The sequence below is a fragment of the Faecalicatena contorta genome, from assembly GCF_003149105.1.
GTDB lineage: Bacteria > Bacillota > Clostridia > Lachnospirales > Lachnospiraceae > Muricomes > Muricomes contortus_C.
The window spans coordinates 157,675-176,789 of the sequence record NZ_QGDS01000006.1; the positions used below are offsets into that span (position 1 = coordinate 157,675).

At 42.7% G+C, this 19,115-nt stretch carries 16 protein-coding genes; all 16 read left to right on the forward strand.

The window, feature by feature from the left end:
* Nucleotides 1-993, forward strand: a complete 993-nt coding sequence (locus tag A8805_RS11785) for an ABC transporter permease (RefSeq protein WP_109711544.1) — start codon at nt 1-3, stop codon at nt 991-993.
* Between the two features lie 2 nt (nt 994-995).
* Complete coding sequence (locus A8805_RS11790) at nt 996-2,006, forward strand: ABC transporter permease (protein ID WP_109711341.1); 1,011 nt, start codon at nt 996-998, stop codon at nt 2,004-2,006.
* Nucleotides 2,007-2,077: 71 nt separating this feature from the next.
* Nucleotides 2,078-3,151 carry a rhamnose ABC transporter substrate-binding protein gene (locus A8805_RS11795; protein ID WP_109711343.1) on the forward strand — a complete coding sequence of 358 codons (1,074 nt, stop codon included), beginning with the start codon at nt 2,078-2,080 and terminating at the stop codon, nt 3,149-3,151.
* 205 nt (nt 3,152-3,356) lie between these two features.
* A complete protein-coding gene (locus A8805_RS11800) occupies nt 3,357-4,202 on the forward strand; it encodes an L-ribulose-5-phosphate 3-epimerase (protein ID WP_109711345.1) in 846 nt (281 codons plus the stop codon).
* Nucleotides 4,203-4,228: 26 nt separating this feature from the next.
* Nucleotides 4,229-4,543, forward strand: coding sequence for an L-rhamnose mutarotase (rhaM, locus tag A8805_RS11805; protein WP_109711347.1), 315 nt, complete (start codon nt 4,229-4,231; stop codon nt 4,541-4,543).
* A gap of 123 nt (nt 4,544-4,666) precedes the next feature.
* Nucleotides 4,667-5,518 carry a class II fructose-bisphosphate aldolase gene (locus A8805_RS11810; RefSeq protein WP_109711349.1) on the forward strand — a complete coding sequence of 284 codons (852 nt, stop codon included), beginning with the start codon at nt 4,667-4,669 and terminating at the stop codon, nt 5,516-5,518.
* 195 nt (nt 5,519-5,713) lie between these two features.
* Nucleotides 5,714-6,715, forward strand: a complete 1,002-nt coding sequence (locus A8805_RS11815) for a LacI family DNA-binding transcriptional regulator (RefSeq protein WP_109711351.1) — start codon at nt 5,714-5,716, stop codon at nt 6,713-6,715.
* Nucleotides 6,716-6,740: 25 nt separating this feature from the next.
* On the forward strand, nt 6,741-8,261 hold the full coding sequence (gene xylB, locus A8805_RS11820) for a xylulokinase (protein WP_109711353.1): 1,521 nt from the start codon (nt 6,741-6,743) through the stop codon (nt 8,259-8,261).
* A gap of 1 nt (nt 8,262) precedes the next feature.
* Nucleotides 8,263-9,312, forward strand: a complete 1,050-nt coding sequence (locus A8805_RS11825) for a galactitol-1-phosphate 5-dehydrogenase (RefSeq protein WP_109711355.1) — start codon at nt 8,263-8,265, stop codon at nt 9,310-9,312.
* An 18-nt stretch (nt 9,313-9,330) separates the two neighbouring features.
* The gene (locus A8805_RS11830) at nt 9,331-10,626 is read left to right on the forward strand and encodes a class II D-tagatose-bisphosphate aldolase, non-catalytic subunit (protein ID WP_109711356.1); all 1,296 of its coding nucleotides are present in this window, start codon (nt 9,331-9,333) and stop codon (nt 10,624-10,626) included.
* 16 nt (nt 10,627-10,642) lie between these two features.
* On the forward strand, nt 10,643-11,653 hold the full coding sequence (locus tag A8805_RS11835) for an aldo/keto reductase family protein (RefSeq protein WP_109711358.1): 1,011 nt from the start codon (nt 10,643-10,645) through the stop codon (nt 11,651-11,653).
* A gap of 178 nt (nt 11,654-11,831) precedes the next feature.
* Complete coding sequence (locus A8805_RS11840; protein WP_109711360.1) at nt 11,832-13,436, forward strand: helix-turn-helix domain-containing protein; 1,605 nt, start codon at nt 11,832-11,834, stop codon at nt 13,434-13,436.
* 3 nt (nt 13,437-13,439) lie between these two features.
* Nucleotides 13,440-15,245 (forward strand): sensor histidine kinase, encoded by a 1,806-nt coding sequence (locus A8805_RS11845; protein WP_109711362.1) that lies wholly within the window; start codon nt 13,440-13,442, stop codon nt 15,243-15,245.
* On the forward strand, nt 15,223-16,224 hold the full coding sequence (locus tag A8805_RS11850) for a substrate-binding domain-containing protein (protein WP_109711364.1): 1,002 nt from the start codon (nt 15,223-15,225) through the stop codon (nt 16,222-16,224). Before A8805_RS11845 ends, A8805_RS11850 begins: the two co-directional genes overlap by 23 nt.
* Nucleotides 16,225-16,593: 369 nt before the next feature.
* Complete coding sequence (locus A8805_RS11855) at nt 16,594-17,580, forward strand: ABC transporter permease (RefSeq protein ID WP_109711366.1); 987 nt, start codon at nt 16,594-16,596, stop codon at nt 17,578-17,580.
* Between the two features lie 29 nt (nt 17,581-17,609).
* On the forward strand, nt 17,610-19,103 hold the full coding sequence (locus A8805_RS11860; protein ID WP_109711368.1) for a sugar ABC transporter ATP-binding protein: 1,494 nt from the start codon (nt 17,610-17,612) through the stop codon (nt 19,101-19,103).
* The last annotated feature ends 12 nt before the right edge of the window (nt 19,104-19,115 follow it).

Below are 19,115 nucleotides of genomic sequence, written 5' to 3' on the forward strand. Positions count from 1 at the left end.
ATGAAAGAAAAAAAATCTATCTGGAAAACAATCACCGGTTCCCGTGAAGCAAGCTTACTGATTGTTCTGATCATTCTTTGTGCGGTTATTTCATTTAGAAGTCCTTCATTTCTGACTCTGAAATCTATTTCAGATATGTTGAAGAACAATGCAGTTATTATGATAATGACACTTGGTATGCTGGGAGTACTGCTTATCGGCGGAATCGATATTTCTATTGCATCCACACTTGCTTTTTCAGGAATGACAGTTGGTATGCTGCTCAAATATCAGAAGATTGAAAATACATTTTTATTGTTCCTGATTGCAATAGGAATCGGGGCAGCGTGCGGATTGATTATCGGTCTGGTTATTGCAAAGGGAAGGGTGCTTCCGATTATTGCCACTATGGGCTTTATGTATATATACCGGGGTATGGCATACATGATAGGAAACAGCCAGTGGGCAAGTGCTGAAAATCTTGGGGATTTCAAGAATTTTGCTTTGGGTAAAGTTCTGGGTATTAATAATGTAGTATTAATTATGCTTATCTGCTATATTGTTTTCTTTATTATAATGAAGTGGACCAGGATTGGCCGAAAAGTGTATGCTGTGGGAAGTAACCGTGAGGCGGCATCAATTTCAGGCATTAATGCTTCTAACATAGAACTTATGGTGTACATTGTAATGGGAACTTTGGCAGGATTGTGCGGTGCCTTGGCGGTAGCGGTTTACTCTTCTGCACAGCCCAATATGCTGTACGGAAAAGAAATGGATGTTATTGCCGCCTGTGTAATTGGCGGTGTCAGTATGACAGGCGGACGCGGAAGCGTTGCAGGGGCATTTTTAGGCTCTCTGATTTTGGCTATTATCGCAAAAGCACTTCCTCTTGTAGGAATTGATTCTATTGCACAAAATACTGTAAAAGGTGCCATTATACTGACAGTAGTAATTTTGAATGTTATAACACAGCGTGTAATGGATAAAAATAATCTGAAAGGAAGGGAGATATAATCATGGCAGGAAAGTCAGGAAGAACCATTGCCAATGTGCCTGAAAAATCATGGAAGAAAAGGCTTCTTTGCTGGGAAAGCATGTTGGTAGTATTATTTATCTTAATTAATATTTTTTGCGCAAGTATCTCCCAGAGTTACCAGTTATCTAATGTTTTAAGGGAAATGCCGAAATATCTGACAGAAGTGTTTCTGATGCTTTCAATGGCATACATCCTGATACTTGGAGAAATTGATATTTCAGTAGGTGCAACTGTATGTCTGTCAGCAACTATGACGTGTATGGCATGCAATAAGAACCTGCCGTTTATAATGGTGGTAATAGTCGCACTGCTGGTTGGTACAGCCTGCGGATTCATCAACGGAATGATTCTTACAAGATTTACGGAACTTCCTCCGATGATTGTAACTCTGGCTACTCAGATCATCTTCAGAGGAATTGCAGAAATTTCACTTGGAAGCGGAGGTTCTATCTCTTTAAGCAATGCGGATGGATTCCGTATGATTGCCGGAAAGGTAGGTATGATACCATATATCTTATTTGTAGTAATCATATTTGCAGTTATTTTTACTTTGATATTAAGCAAGACCACATTTGGAAGAAGTGTGTATGCAATAGGCTCTAACAGCCGGGCAGCTTATTATTCAGGAATCCATGTGCAGAAAATCCGTTTGATTATTTATACAGCAATGGGATTTATGGCAGGACTTGCGGCCTTATTCCTTACGTCCGTACTTTACGGTGCAAATACGACAACAGGAAACGGATTTGAACTGGATGCAATTGCAATGGCAGTATTTGGCGGAATTTCTACGGCAGGAGGAAAAGGGAAACTTCAGGGAGGTATTATTTCCGCATTCATTATTATCTGTTTGAGGATTGGTCTCGGTCAGGTTAATATGAACCCGCAGTTAATTCTTATTATCCTTGGCGCTCTGTTAATTCTGGCAGTATTGCTGCCAAATATCGGCGGAGATGTTAAATTAAAGAAAAAGGCAGCAGTAGCAAAATAGACTATTTAAAATGATACCAGGTGCCGGGAAGGTACTTTGTATAAAAAATTCCCAAAGGGAGGAAAGAAAGCATGAAGAAAAAAGTTTTAAGCGTACTGTTATGTGTAGCAATGGCAGCGACTTTGGCTGTTGGTTGTGGAAGCAAGAGTGATTCAGGAAGTTCATCAGACTCAAAAACGGAAGACACAGCTAAAACAGAGGATTCTGGAAAGAAAGTCTATGCTATCGTAACAAAATCAGCAGGAAATCCTTATAATGAGAAGGAAGCAGAAGGATTCCAGGAAGTTATTGAAAAAGCAGGCGGAGAGTGTATCGTAAAGCATCCTGAGGCCGCAACAGCAGATGCACAGGTGTCTGTAATTCAGTCACTGATTTCTCAGGGCGTTGATTCAATTTCTATTGCCGCAAATGACGAGAATGCTCTTCAGGCAGCATTGGAAGAAGCTATGGCAGCAGGGATTAAAGTATCCTGCCTGGATTCCAAAGCAAATCCTGACAGCCGTCAGACATTTGTAAATCAGGCTGGTGTTTCACAAATCGGTCAAACTTTGATGGATGCTGTTTATGACATTACAGGCGGTGAAGGACAGTGGGCAATTCTCTCAGCTACATCCCAGGCTACAAACCAAAATGCATGGATTGATTCAATGAAAGAAATCATGAAAGATGACAAATACTCTAAGCTGGAGCTGGTAGAGGTTGCTTATGGTGATGATGAGCCACAGAAATCTACAGACCAGACACAGGCTTTATTATCTAAATACCCAGATCTGAAAGTAATCTGCGCTCCTACAACAGTAGGTATTAATGCAGCAGCTAAAGTTCTTCAGGATGAAAAATCTTCTGTAAAACTGACAGGACTTGGACTGCCTTCAGAAATGGCAGAATACATTGGTGATGATGATGCTCATTCATGCCCGTACATGTATCTGTGGAATCCAATTGATGTAGGACGCCTTAGCGCTTATACTTCAATTGCATTGGTTGACGGAACAATTACGGGAGAAGCCGGAGACAAATTTACTGCTGGGGACATGGGAGACTATGAAGTAGTAGAAGCAGCAGACGGCGGTACAGAAATCATCTTAGGTGCACCTTTCAAATTTGAACCTTCTAACATCGCTGATTGGAAAGATGTATATTAAAATTAAGAATTTATAATAAGCAAAAAGCAGACTCCACTAAAAATATTATTATCAGATAGTCTCAAACAAGTATGATGAGGAAGAAGGTTCCGGAGAGGAATTTTCTTCCTCATTTTGCAGCGTGTATGCTATAATGTAAAAAGTATTATCCGCATATGAAAGAGAAAAAAAGATGCAGCAAAAGAATTTCAGGAGGAACAGCGATATGATAAAAGAGTATACACTTGGCCTGTATGAGAAATCCATGCCATCTGATTTGAGCTGGAAAGAAAAGCTGATTGCAGCAAAAGAAGCAGGATTTGATTTTGTGGAAATCAGTATTGATGAGACGGAAGAAAAGCTTTCCAGGCTGGATATGACAACGGAGGAACGTTTGGGGCTTGCAGGTCTGATGCAGGAAACCGGCATCCCAATCCGTACCATGTGTCTGAGCGGACACCGGAAGTACCCGTTGGGGAGCAGTGACCCGTCTGTCTGCGGGAGAGGCATGGAGATTATGGAAAAGGCTCTCCGCCTTGCAGATGACTTGGGTATACGGATTATCCAACTGGCCGGATACGATGTTTATTATGAAGATTCAGACCTTGAAACAAAGAAGCGTTTCCTTGCAAACCTAAAGAAATCCGCTGATATGGCTGCAAAGCTGGGAATTCTGATGGGATTTGAGACTATGGAAAATGAATTTATGAACACGGTAGAGAAGGCCATGAAATATGTGACTCTGGTCGGCTCTCCATACTTGGGAGTATACCCGGACCTGGGAAATATTACCAATGCGGCGGAAGCTTATAAAAATGATGTACTGGAAGACTTGGAGCTTGGAAGAGGGCATATTGTAGCAATGCACTTCAAAGAAACTGTTCCGGGTAAATTCAGGGAGATTCCTTTTGGGACCGGGCATGTAGATTTTGAAAGCGGAGCAAAAACGGCATGGGAATTAGGAGTTCGGAAGTTTGTTACTGAATTCTGGTACACCGGAAATCCTGAATGGAAGAAAGATTTAGAATTTGCAAATACGATGTTTACGAATATATTGAGTTTATTAAAGTAGGAAATATAAGCATAGGGAGATAACAAATGACTAGAAAAAGCTTTAAAATGAAATTATATCCGGGGATGGAAGAAGAATACGAAAAGAGACACAATACTCTCTGGCCGGAAATGAGAGATATGATTCATGAATACGGTGGTTCCAATTATTCTATATTCCTGGACAAAGAAACCAGTATCCTTTACGGCTATATCGAGCTGGAGGACCCGGAGAAATGGGACAAGAGTGCAGATACAGAGATTTGCCGCAAATGGTGGGATTACATGGCGGATATTATGGAAACAAACCCGGATAATAGTCCGGCAGCTGTTGACCTCATCCCTGTATTCCATTTAGACTAACTGAAGAAAGAAATATAATCTCGGTTTTATAATTATCAATTGACAATTTATGAAACCGAGATTATTATATAAATATAAACATAACCGAAACGTTTCGGTTTCGCTTAAAGGAGGATAATATATATGCCATTAGTTACATCAGAACAAATGTTACAGGACGCTCAGGCAGGAGGATACGCAGTAGGTGCTTTTAATGTGGAAAACATGGAGATGGTGAAGGCAGTCATCGCTGCTGCAGAGGAGCTGCGTGCACCGGTTATGCTGCAGACTACAGGATCTACTATAAAGTACGGTTCTATGGAAACTTATGTTGCAATCGTGGCTGCGGAGGCTAAGAAGGCTACTGTTCCGGTATGCCTGCATCTGGATCACGGCAGCAGCTTTGAGCTTGCTGTTCAGGCAATAAAAGCTGGATATACCTCTGTTATGATTGACGGTTCACATGAGGACTTCGAGAATAACATCGCTGTCAGCAAAAAGGTTGTGGATGTGGCGAATGCATGTGGTATTCCGGTAGAAGCAGAGCTTGGCAAGGTAGGCGGAAAAGAAGATGATATAGAGGCTGAGCTGGACACAAATACAGATCCGGCGGAAGCGAAGGAATTTGTTGAGAGGACAGGTATTACATCTCTTGCTATAGCAATTGGGACTGCCCACGGCTTTTACGCAGGAACGCCTGTATTAGATAAGGAAAGAGTTTCCGATATTAGAAAAGTAGTATCCATTCCGCTGGTACTTCACGGGGGGTCTGGTTTAAGTGATGAGGATGTAAAAGAATGTATACAGCGCGGTATGTGTAAAGTGAACTTTGCAACAGAGCTGCGTGCAGCGTATACAGAAGCAGTCAAGAAACTTCTCACTGAGGCTCCTAATACCATTGATCCCAAGAAGCTGGGTATTGTAGGAATGGAAGCAGTGAAATCTCTGGTTATGGACCGTATGAAAGTGTGCGGATGTGATAATAAGGTAAATTAGTTACAGTTCAGCCATAAGCTAGATTCCGCTCTGCTGAATCTAGCTTTGGCAGAGCGCCATATAACTTTCAACAACATATGTATACGAAAGCAAGCTTTCTTCTACATATGCCGTTGAAAAGTTGCATGGCTGAACTGTAACGTAAAATAGTCTTTTCTGTGAAGAGAAGTAAGACAGGCAAAGGCAGGGGAAATCATGGCAGCAACAATGAAGGACATAGCGAAGCAGACGGGCCTTGGACTTGCAACGATTTCCTCCTATCTAAATGGAGGGAATGTTAGAGAAAAAAATCGGATTAAGATAGAAGAAGCAATAGAAGAACTTAATTTTGAAGTCAATGAAGTAGCAAGAGGGCTCAAGACAAATAAGACGAAGACAATCGGAGTTATCATTCCTGAACTGAATATGGCTTTTTGTACCCAAATTATTACGGAAGTAGAGGACTTGCTTAGAAGCCGCGGATATGCCACGATTATATGTGACTGCCGCAGTGACGAGAAGCGTGAGGAAGAGGCTGTAGAATTTTTGTTCCACCGGCGTGTGGACGGCCTGATTATTATGCCCTCGGGAAAGCAGGGGAAACATTTGAAAAAGTTTACCAGAGCAGGCAAGCCTGTGGTATTAATAGACAGAAAGCTAAAAGAGATTGAATGTGATTGTGTGCTGGTAGATAATGAGTGGGCGTCCAGGGACGCCGTAGAGAGACTGCTTGCTGCGGGGCATAAGCGTATTGGCATGATTGCAGGCCCTCAGGATATTTATACGGCAAAAGAACGGTACCGCGGATATTGTACCGCAATGGAAAATGCCGGGCTTTTGACAGAGGATAGATTGGTTGCACATGGGGATTATACAATTGAGAGCGGTGCAGCGGCCATGAAAGAGCTTGTCAGCCGGAACCCTGATATGACAGCAGTTTTTGTATCAAATTACGAGATGACTATGGGGGCAATTATTGAAATCAATGAATTGGGAATTGAGATTCCGGGGCAGTTGTCCTTCATTGGATTTGATAATGTGGAGTTTGCCAAGGCGAATATCCCAAGGCTTAGTATTGTAATCCAGCCTACACAGGAGATTGCAGGTCATGTATCTGAATTGATGCTGAGAAGACTGGAGGAGAATGGTAATCAGAGCGAAAGAGAGACCATAAAGCTAAGGACAAGCTTCGTGGAAGGAAAATCTGTCAAAGAATAAACCACTGTGTTTCGAGGAGGAAGGAATGGAGCAGTATTTATTAGGAATTGATATAGGAACAAGTGCATGTAAAATTGCTGTATTTAACCGGGAAGGCGAGGTCATTGCAACGGCAAATGGAGATTATCCGGTATATTATCCTCATCCGGGCTGGGCAGAGCAGAACCCAGATGAATGGTGGACAGCGGTATGCGGTGCTATAAAAGAGATCTTGCAGAAGGGCAGTATTTTACCGGAGCAAATTGCAGGGGTTGGAATTGACGGACAGAGCTGGTCAGCAATTCCCATGGACAAGGATGGTAATGTATTGACCAATACTCCTATCTGGATGGATACAAGAGCTGCGGATATCTGTGAGGAGCTGAATGAAAAGATTGGAGCCGATAATATATTCCAGCTTTCAGGAAACTCTTTACAGCCATCCTATTCTACAGCGAAAATCATCTGGTATCAGAGAAATCTGCCGGATGTATATGAACGGACCTATAAGGTTCTGCAATCCAACAGTTATATTGCATATAGATTGACAGGAGAGTTCACCCAGGAATTATCCCAGGGATATGGCCTGCATTGTTTTGACATGCGTACAGGGACCTGGAATGAGGACATGGGGAAGAAGTTAGGTATTCCGAAAGAACTGCTGCCCGACATCTATCCATGCCATGAAGTCGTTGGAACGGTAACCTCAAAAGCTTCCAGGGAATGTGGATTGGCTGTGGGAACTCCAGTCGTGGCAGGCGGCCTGGATGCTGCATGCGGAACACTTGGAGCAGGGGTTATCCATCCTGGAGAGACGCAGGAACAGGGCGGCCAGGCAGGCGGTATGAGCATTTGTACCGATACCTATAAAGCGGACCCAAGACTAATTTTGAGCTATCACGTAATTCCGGGGCACTGGCTTCTTCAGGGAGGGACAACCGGCGGCGGCGGTGTTATGAGATGGCTGGAAAAACAGTTCGGGGACTATGAGCGGGAAGAAGGAAAAAGGCAGGGGAAGAATTCTCTTGTTCTGTTTAATGAGATGGCAGAAATGGTGGCGCCGGGAAGTGATGGCTTAGTGTTCCTTCCCTATATGTCCGGTGAGCGTTCTCCTATTTGGGACCCAAATGCAAAAGGGGTCTTTTATGGCCTGGATTTCAGTAAGACAAAAGCCCACTTTATCAGATCTGCCATGGAAGGGGTTGCCTATTCTTTAAAGCATAATCTGGACGCGGCGAAGGAGGCAGGTGCTGAAGTCAGTGTGCTTCGCTCTATGGGCGGCTCAGCGAATTCCCTGTTATGGACACAGATAAAATCTGATATTACCGGAAAACCAATTATTGTGCCTTCATCAGACACGGCAACTACACTCGGGGCAGTTATTCTGGCAGGCGTAGGCGTTGGAATGTATAAGGACTTTGAGGAAGCAGTAGCCCTGACGGTGGAAAACAAACGGTCACATGAGCCGAATTTACAGAATGCGCAGGCGTATGAAAAGAATTATCAGGTCTATTTGGAACTTTATCATAATTTAAAAGAAACAATGAAAAAGACAGGAGGCAGGTAAAATGAAAGCAGCAGTTGTATGTGCAAATGAAGATGTGCAGTATCTGGATTATGAAGAGCCTAAGGCAGGTGCGGGAGAAGTTAAGATTCGAGTTAAGGCATCTGGAATCTGTGGATCAGATATTCCGCGGGTTTTGCACAACGGAGTACATTTCTACCCGATTGTACTGGGACATGAGTTTTCAGGGGATGTAGTTGAAGTGGGAGAAGGCGTTACAAAGGTAAAAGTAGGGGACAGAGCAACTGGAGCACCTCTTATTCCATGTATGAAATGTGATAACTGCCAGAATGGTAATTTTGCACTTTGCAAACACTATAGTTTTATTGGTTCCAGACAGCAAGGAAGTAATGCGGACTATGTTGTCATACCAGAACAGAATACAGTTGTGTTTGATAAGAGTATTCCCTATGAACACGGTGCCATGTTTGAACCCTCCACTGTAGCAATTCACGGACTTCTTCAGAATGATTACCAGGGCGGAGAATATGTTGCAATTTTAGGCGGCGGCACAATTGGAATTTTCACTATGCAGTGGGCCAAGATCTTCGGAGCGAAAAAAGTAGTTGTATTTGATATCAGTGACGAAAGACTGGAATTGGCAAAGCGCCTGGGTGCAGATGAAGTTGTAAATACAATGAAGGAAAATTATATGGAAGAGGCTATGGCAATTACAGGCCAGAAGGGCTATGCATATGTATATGAGACTGCAGGTCAGGCTCCTACCATGTATATGGCATTTGAGCTGGCAGCCAATAAGGCGCAGGTATGCTTCATTGGCACACCTCATGTGGATCTGACCTTTACTCCTGCAATGTGGGAAAATATGAACCGCAAAGAGTTCAAGCTAACAGGTTCCTGGATGTCATACAGTGCCCCATTCCCTGGAAAAGAGTGGGAATTGACTGCTCATTACTTTGCTACAGGACAATTGAAAATTGATCCTGGATTCATTTACAAAACAATGCCTATGAGTCAGGCACAGGAAGCGTTCCAGATGTTTAAAACACCGGGACTTGTACAGGGGAAAATATTGTTGATTAATGAAGATTAGAAGCAAGGAGATAATATTATGATGCATCCATTACAGGAAATGATAGAGCGGAGAAAAAACGGGGAAATGTGTGGAATCCCTTCTTATTGTACAGCAAATGAATTGGCACTTGAGGCGATTCTCGAACATGCAAAAGAGACAGGCGAGCCGGTATTAATCGAGGCTACCGCAAATCAGATTAACCAGTTTGGCGGATATACAGGTATGACTCCGCAAGATTTCATGAACTTTATCAAGAAGATTGCAGATAAAATCGGAGTGGATGAAAAATTACTCATATTAGGCGGGGACCATTTAGGCCCCTTAACCTGGGTAAATGAACCAGAAGCATCTGCTATGGAAAAATCAAGAGAACTTGTGAAGCTCTTTGTTCTGGCCGGTTTTACGAAAATCCATCTGGACACCAGCATGAAGCTGGGGGATGACAGTGTTTCTGAGCCATTGGCGACAGAGGTTATTGCAAGGCGCGGTGTGGAATTATATAAAGTCTGCATCGAAGCTTATGAAGAATTAAAGAAAAATAAGCCGGATGCGATGAGACCTGTTTTCGTTATTGGAAGTGAAGTTCCCATTCCAGGAGGGGCACAGGAAGCCGAAGAAGGTATCAGTGTTACAAAAGTGGAAGACTTTGATGGTACTGTAAGTACATATCAGCGTATCTTTGAAGAAAATGGATTGGCAGATGCGTGGAATGATGTGATTGCAGTCGTGGTGCAGCCAGGTGTTGAGTTCGGGGATGCACAGGTATTTTTGTATGACAGGGCTGAGGCAGCATCTCTTTGCGGCGGACTGTCAAAATATCCGGGTATTGTATTTGAGGGCCACTCTACCGATTATCAGACAAAAGAAGCTTTAAGGGAGATGGTGGAAGACGGAATTGCAATCTTAAAAGTGGGTCCTGCATTAACCTTCGGATTATGCGGTGCTTTATATGCATTGGAAGCGATAGAGAATGCGTTGATTCCAGAGGAGAAAAGATCTCATTTTGCAGAAACTCTGGATCGTGTGATGGTTGAGAAGCCAAATAACTGGCAGAAACATTATTCCGGAACAGAGGAGGAAAAAGCATTTGCCAGAAAATATAGTTTTTCTGACCGTTCCCGGTATTATATGGGAGAAAAAGAAGTAGCGGATGCAATTGATAAGTTATTACACAACTTATCAGAGGTGAAAATTCCGGCCAGCATTCTCCACCGCTGCATGCCACTGCAGTATGAAAAGGTGATGAGCGGGCAGATTGAAGCGGACCCGAGAGTGCTTGCTAAAGACGGAGTTTTGCAATTTGTAATGGATTATGAATACGCTGTAAACTAAAAAAGGAGGCAAGATGATGGGTGAATTTATTAACCCGGCGGATGTGCCGAAAGTAAAGCTTTATACGGGAGAGGAAATACCCTGTGTGGGAATGGGAACCTTTGGTTCCGACAGGAACGCACCGGAACTGGTTTCTGCTGCTGTGGCAGGTGCAGTCCGCTGTGGATACCGCATGTTCGACTGTGCTGCATGTTATGGGAATGAAACACAGATTGGGGAAGTTTTTAAAGAAGCTTTTGATGAAGGCGTTGTAGAAAGAAAAGATCTCTATATCATGACAAAAGTATGGAATAATATGCATGAAAGAGTGGAAGAGTCCTGCAAAAAGAGTATTGCGGACTTACAGTGTGATTATATCGACATGTTCTTTATCCACTGGCCATTTCCTAATTATCATGCACCTGGATGTGATGGAGATTCCCGCAACCCGGCTTCCAGGCCTTTTAGTGTGGAAGAGTTTATGAATACATACAGACAGTGTGAAACGCTGGTGGAAAAAGGGCTGGTACGCCATATTGGGCTTTCCAATATGACAATTCCCAAGATGGAAGCAGTATTGCCTTTGATGAAGATTATGCCCGCGGCATGTGAGCTGGAGCTTCATGTATCTTTCCAGCAGCAAGAGCTGTTTGATTATCTCAATGCCCATAATATTCAGCCTGTAGGCTATATGCCTTTGGGTTCTCCGCGAAGACCGGAGAGAGATATCTTCCCGGATGACGTGGAAGACTTACAGATGCCAGAAATGCAGGAGATTGCAAAGGCACATGGTGTGCACCCCGCTCTGATAGCACTGAAATGGGGACACCAGAGAGGGCAGATTTCTATTCCTTTCTCTGTAAAAGAAGAAAAGTATGTAACGAACCTGAAGTGTCTGACAGAAGATCCTCTTACAGAGGAAGAGATGGCAAAAATTGCAACCCTGGAAAGGAATAACAGACTCGTAAAAGGGCAGGTATTCTTGTGGGAAGGTGCAAAAGACTGGCATGACCTGTGGGATGAGGACGGAGTGATTGTAACTCTGTAAACTGAACCGCTAAGGGCTTTTAAAAGAAATAGGGCAGGAAATGAGGAGAGCCAAGAATGTGATGGGGAATCACATTTCCCTCAATTCCTGCTTTATTTCTTTTACAATTGGTAATCTTGATGTATAATATCCGCAGATGTAGTAAGTGGAAGATAAGGTTATAAGGGAGGCATAAATCGTGTATAAAGTTTTACTGGTAGATGATGAGATTTTAGTCCGGGAGACAATTGGTGCCAAGATTGAGTGGGGACAATTGGGATTTGAATTGGCTGGAGATTGTGAGAACGGGAAAGATGCAATCGAGTTTTTGAAGGAGACACCCGTTGATGTAGTGCTGACGGATATTTGTATGCCATATGTAGATGGGATGGGACTGAGTAAATATATTTATGAAAATCTCCCTCAGACAACAACTATTATCTTCAGCGGGTATAGTGACTTTGATTATGCAAAGCAGGCAATACAGTATAAGGTGGCGGAATATATTTTGAAGCCAGTGACCGCGAAGGAGCTGTCAGAAGTATTGATACGGATCAGAGAGAAGCTGGATAGTGAGCGGAAGCAGGAACAAAAGCTGGATGAGCTGACAAAGGTGTATCACAGCTATACGAAAAATGAGTCGCTGATTGTTTCCAGGATACTTACACGCCTGGTCAGGGGAACCCAGGATGTCCAAAAGAGCCGGCAGGAGCTGGAGGATTTTGGTATTTCTGTTAAGGGACTCGCTTACAGGGTGGCGGCAGTGGATATTGATGTGTATTCCGGCCTGTATGAGATTGAGGATGAAGTGAAGAAGGAAAGTGCCCTGATGTCCTTTGTGGTGGAGAATATCAGCAATGAAATTGTGAATAACCATAAAGCGGGATTGGCATACCGGGATTCTGACAATCGTATCTATATTCTGTTTTCTACAAATAAACCTAAGGAATTTATGCAGGAGACAGGTGCCATATGCCGGGAGATTCAGGATATGGTTTATCAGGCTATGAAACTGAGTGTTTCTATGGGAATCGGGATTTCTGTGAATACGCTTCAGGAGCTTTCCAAATCTTATGATTCTGCCACAGAGATTTTAAGATACAGATACACAAAAGGGAGTGGGGTTATTTTTGACTCTGAGGAGGTCTCAATCCCAAAGAATCCAATGGAGCTGGAGAAGAGTTTGAAAGAAATAGCTTCTGCGATGAGAGCAAAGGACGAAGTACTTTTGAAGGAGGCTCTTAACTCAGTGGAGAATCAGATGAAATCAGAATATGTGGGCCACAACAGAGCTGCCGCTTATCTGCATCAGGTACTCAGGGTTCTATATGAAACGGTATACGAAACGGATGAGAGTTTCTTACTGAGGGATTCGGATATTTCCGGCATTACAGACGCAGGGAATCTAAAAGAAGCAATGTTCCTGATTCGAAAATATGCAGACAGGGGAATAGCAGTGATGTCTGCCGCAGGGCAGTCCAGCGGAGAGCGGCAGGCAATGCTGGCTATGGATTATATTAAAGAGAATTATAGTAATCCCGATTTGAGTCTTAACCATATCTGCGATTACCTGAATATCAGCACAAGCCGTTTCAGCAGTATATTTAAAGAGGCTACAGGAAAAACATTTATGGAAGTACTGGCAAGTATCCGTATGGAGAAGGCAAAGCAGCTTCTTAGGCAGACAAGCCTGAGGAATTATGAGATTGCGGAGAAGGTGGGCTTTAGTGACCCGCACTACTTTAATATCGCATTTAAGAAAATGACCGGAAAAACCCCAAAGGCCTATGCCAGGGAGAATTAAGACATGAAAAGGAACAAAGAATTCAGGACAATATTCAGCAGATTCAAAAGCATTCAGAGTACAATGCTGGTTTCATTTTCAGTACTTATGGTAATTGCAGTGCTCATATTTCTGTTTATTGCATTGAACTTTACAAAAAGCACAATTTATGAGAATTCAGTTGATTACACCTCTCAGATAATTAAACAGGTGAATTATGATATTGACTCTTACATGGATTATCTGCTGAATATTTCATCTATTATTGCCAAAAGCAGCGATGTTTCCCAGTATTTATATAATGAGGAACAGACAGAAGAAGAACTGAAAGAGGAGCGGGAGCGTATATTATCTCAATTCGCAACAATCCGGGACAGCAGGAGTGATATTTATAATATAGCTGCAGTTGCAGATAATGGGCGGAGCATACTGAACGACGGAAATGATGCGTTTACGGAATATATTAATATTAAGAACCAGAGCTGGTATATGGCTGCCCTGACTTCCGAGAAAGGAATTGCCATTTCCTCTTCCCATGTCCAAAATGCGATAAAAAGCAGTTATAAATGGGTGATTACACTGAGCAGAGCATTGATAAACTATAAAACGGGGAAGAATGAGGGCGTGTTTTTCGTAGACTTGAATTACAGCGCTATCAGTGAACTGTGCAGCAACAATAGTATAGGAAACAGGGGCTATATTTTTATACTGGATGCAAATGGAAATATTATTTACCATCCCAAGCAGCAGCTGATGTACGGAGGCCTGATGACAGAAAACATAGAACAGATTATGTCAAGCAAGTCTAATCATTTTCTTACGGAAGAGGGAGATAAGTTATATACGATTTCCAAATCCGATATGACAGGCTGGACAGTAGTTGGAGCGGTTTACACATCAGAGCTGCTGAAAAATAATAAGCAGGCTCAGATGTTGTACCTTTTAGTAGCCGCAGTACTTTTGCTGGGTGTAACGGCAGTATCCAGCATCATATCCAGGGAAATTACCAAACCAATCCGGCAGCTCCGTGATTCCATGAGTATGGTGGAGAAGGGGAAATTTGATAAGGCGAATGTGGCAGTTACAGCGGCAAATGAGGTTGGAAGCCTCAGTAAATCATTTAATGTTATGACAGAGCGCATTCATACATTGATGGAACAGAATGTATATGAACAGAAGCAGAAGAGGAAGAGTGAGCTGAAAGCACTTCAGGCCCAGATAAACCCGCATTTTCTGTATAATACACTAGATTCTATCATCTGGATGTCAGAAGCTGAGAGAAATGAGGAGGTTGTCCTTATGACTTCCGCTCTTGCAAAACTTCTCCGCCAAAGTATCAGCAATGACAAGGAGCAGGTATCCATTGCAGAGGAGATGGATTATGTGCAAAGCTATCTGACAATTCAGAAAATGCGTTATAAGGATAAACTGGAATATTCCATAGAAGTAGATCCCGAAATTAAAGATGTTATGATCATCAAGTTTGCCCTCCAGCCTATTGTGGAAAATGCCATTTATCATGGTCTGAAGTATAAGCAAACAAAGGGAAACCTGAACATCAGAGGTTTTCGCCGTGAAAAAAAGGCCTATATTACCATAGAAGATGATGGAGTGGGGATGGATGAAGAGACATTATGCCATATTTTTGATGAATCCCGGAAAGAGCATAAGTTTAATGGCGTAGGAGTAACCAACGTGCAGAAAAGGCTGCAGCTTTATTATGGCGGAGAATATGGGATTTCTTATGTAAGCAGGAAGGGGGCCGGGACAGTGGCAACAGTTACAGTGCCGCTGGAGTCAGGGGTGGATGATGAAAAAGCAGACAAGTAAAAAAATTATAACTGGAATATTTTTCGCTGGTATGTTTACTGTGATTTTCCTGATTACATTCAGCCTGCTGTATCCACAGGACCAGGAAAAGAAGGTATATAAAATCATTTTAATACCAAAGACGGTTGATAATGCAAATGGATTCTGGACCTATCTGATGGCAGGCGCCAGATTAGGAGCCGAGGAGTTTAATGTAGATATTGAGATTGCAGGAGGGAACTACGAAGAGGATGTGGAAGGGCAGATACAGCGTATAAAGGAAAGTATCCAAAAGAAACCCGATGCCATGTTGGTTGCACCCTGTAGCTACTCCGAAATGACAGAGACCCTGCGGGGGGTTGTGGACAGCGGAATTAAACTGATACTGATTGATTCTGTGATAGATAAAGATATTTCCGAAAGTATTGTTGCCACAGATAATTATCTGGCAGGAAAAGAACTGGGAGAGTTTACAAAGACGCTGCTGACAGAGAATTCGGAAATTGGGATCGTAGGTCATGTAAAAGGTACTTCTACAGCAATAGAACGGGAGAAAGGTATGAGAGAAGGGCTGGGAACATATGAGTCTCAGGTGAGGGATATTGTATTCTGTGGTTCTTCTTATGACAAGGCATATTCATTGACTGTGGACATGCTGAAGCAGTATCCTAAGATAGAAGTTATTATGGGGACAAATGAATGGTCGACGGTAGGAGCTGCCAGAGCGATAAAGGCTTTGGGACTTGCGGGGAAGGTTAAGGTGGTAGGCTTCGACAATTCCATTGAAGAGATTCAATTTCTGGAGGAAGGTGTCTGCCATGGTATTATCATACAGAAACCATTCAACATGGGATATCTTGGAGTGGAGCAGGCAGTGAAGATTTTGGACGGGAAGCAGGTAGAAAAAAACCTGGATTCCGGCAGCAAGATGATTACAAAAGACAATATGTATGAAGAAGAAAACCAGAGGCTTCTTTATCCCTTTACCGGGCAGCAGTAGATTTTAGTATACATTCTGAAACGTTAGTAGTTCAATAAATATAAAAAATAGAATTTTGTCGCAAAAAGGTTAAAAAATTACAGGCTGTAATTTTTTAACCTTTTTTAGTAAGATTTTCAATTTCAAAAAACCCAGAAATATTATACCATCAATAGGAAACATCCATGTCACTAAGGAAACAACCATGCTGCTAAGTTCGAAAGAACCTCACTAAGCCAGCAGGTTGTGCTTTACTACTAAGTTCTAAAAAGCCTCACTAAGTAGTATAAGCAAGTCGACAGGATGTACTTTGTAACTAAGGCTTGAAAGTACCAAGCCTAAGTAACATAAGTAAGGGTGCTATACACTTTAGAATTGGAGGAATGAGAAGTGGAGAAGATTAAAAACAACGCACTGGTTAAGAAGGTTGGCTTTAACAGAGTAGTCTTATTCTGTGTGCTGATACTGATGTACATCGTATTTGCCATTTTAAGCCCCACATTTCTTAGCTATAACAGAATCTTGAGTGCATTAAATTATGCTTACTTTTTAGGGTTCTTATCATTGGGAGTTACATTTGTTATTGCAACGGGAGGAATTGATTTTTCTATCGGACCGGTTATGTTCTGCGCTGCTTTGATCAGTGGATCCTTGCTTACAAAATCAGGTGTGCCGCTTTTGGTATGTTTACTTGTTTCAATCCTGGTAGGTACCATATTTGGTATTGTGAACGGATATCTGGTTGCTTACTGGAAGATGCCTTCTTTTATCACATCCATGGCAAGTATGATGCTTGCAAAAGGTGTAGGTTCTGTATTTACGAAAACACAGAGTATAAGCTGGCCTCAGTCCTCACAGGAAAACGGCGGATTCAGGATGCTGGTTAAGGTTACCACAGCAAGCGGCTCACAAATTCCTACAGGATTGATTTTTCTGCTGGTGGTTGCAGTCATATGTGCGGTCATTCTGAATAAGACAAAAATCGGAAGATACATACTATGCTTAGGCAGCAATAAAGAAGCTGTCCGCCTTTCCGGCGTGGATGTAAGGAGATGGGAGATGCTGGCATACATCATCTGCGGAACTTTGGCAGGTATTGCTTCTATCGCCTATGTAGGTGCTTATACAACTGTTCAGCCGGGACTTGGCGATACGTTTAACAATGATGCAATTGCGGGCTGTGTTATGGGGGGGACGTCTATGGCAGGCGGGATTGCTTCCATCAGCGGCACATTTATTGGTGTCATGATTATCTCCCTTCTCCAGGAAGGTATTCTGGCAATGGGATTCCAGAAAGACTGGCAGTACGTGATTACCGGACTGATTGTGCTTGCAGCAGTATATGCCGATGTACGCAGCCGCAAGAGAAAGAATTAATTTGAGATTAAGAATAGGAAGGTGAGAACGTGGGAGAAGTAATTTTAACAATGAATGGTATTGATAAGTCTTTCCCCGGAGTACATGCGCTTGACCATGTTAATCTGGAAGTAAAAAAAGGTGAGGTTCATGCCCTGATGGGAGAGAACGGAGCCGGAAAGTCTACGTTGATGAAAGTGCTGACCGGAATCTATACAAAGGATGAAGGAACAATTACATATGAAGGAAAAGAAGTCGAATTCTCGAATCCTAGGGATGCACAGGCAGCAGGTATTGTAATCGTGCATCAGGAGCTGAACATGATGAATCATCTTACCGTTGCACAGAATATCTTTATCGGGCGGGAGATGATGTCAGGAAAGCTTATCAGTGACAAGAAAATGAATGAAGAGGCAAAAAAGCTGTTTGATAAGCTGAACATTGATATTGATCCTACGGAGAAAATGGGGCGGCTGACAGTCGGCAAACAGCAGATGTGTGAAATTGCAAAGGCAATCTCCCATGATGCCAAGGTTATTGTTTTCGACGAGCCCTCAGCAGCCCTGACGGAAGCGGAGATCGATGAGCTGTTTAAGATTATCCGTGACCTGAGAGAAAAGCAGTTGGGTATTGTATATATTTCTCATAGAATGGATGAGATTAAAGTAATCACAGACCGTGTAACAGTTATGAGGGACGGCAGTTATGTAGGGACTTTAATCACAGAAGACTGTACAAAAGATGACATCATTAACATGATGGTAGGACGTGTCATTTATGAGGACCCGAAAACAGAGAGTAATGTTGCGCCGGACGCACCGGTTGTCCTGAAAGTGGAGCATCTGAGTGCAGGCAAGATGGTAAAGGATGTCAGCTTTGAACTGCGTAAAGGTGAAATCCTGGGATTCTCAGGCCTCATGGGGGCAGGACGTACTGAGACAGCAAGAGCGTTGTTCGGTGCAGACCCGAAAGAAAGCGGGGATGTTTATGTCAATGGCGAAAAAGTGGAGATCAAAAGTCCGATGGATGCAGTAAAACAAGGCATCGGATACCTGTCTGAGGATAGAAAGCGCTATGGAATCGTGGTACAGAAAACGATTTCAGAAAACTCCACCCTTGCCTCCTTGGATAATTATATGAATGGCATTTTCATTAATAAGAAAAAAGAAGCGGAAGTGGCTCAAAAATATGTAGAGTCTTTGAAGACCAAGACACCGTCTGTTGAACAGTTGGTTGTGAACCTGTCAGGCGGGAACCAGCAGAAAGTGGTTATCGCAAAATGGCTGGTAAAAGACTGTGATATCCTGATATTTGATGAACCTACCAGAGGAATAGATGTTGGGGCAAAGAGTGAGATTTATCACCTGATGAATGAACTGGTAGCGGAAGGAAAATCAATTATCATGATTTCCTCCGAAATGACAGAAATTCTTAGAATGAGTGACCGTATTGTTGTAATGTGTGAAGGCAGGAAGACTGGCGAGATGTCCATTGAGGAGGCAACTCAGGAAAAAATTATGCACGCTGCAACACTGAGAAATTAGGAGGAGATGAGA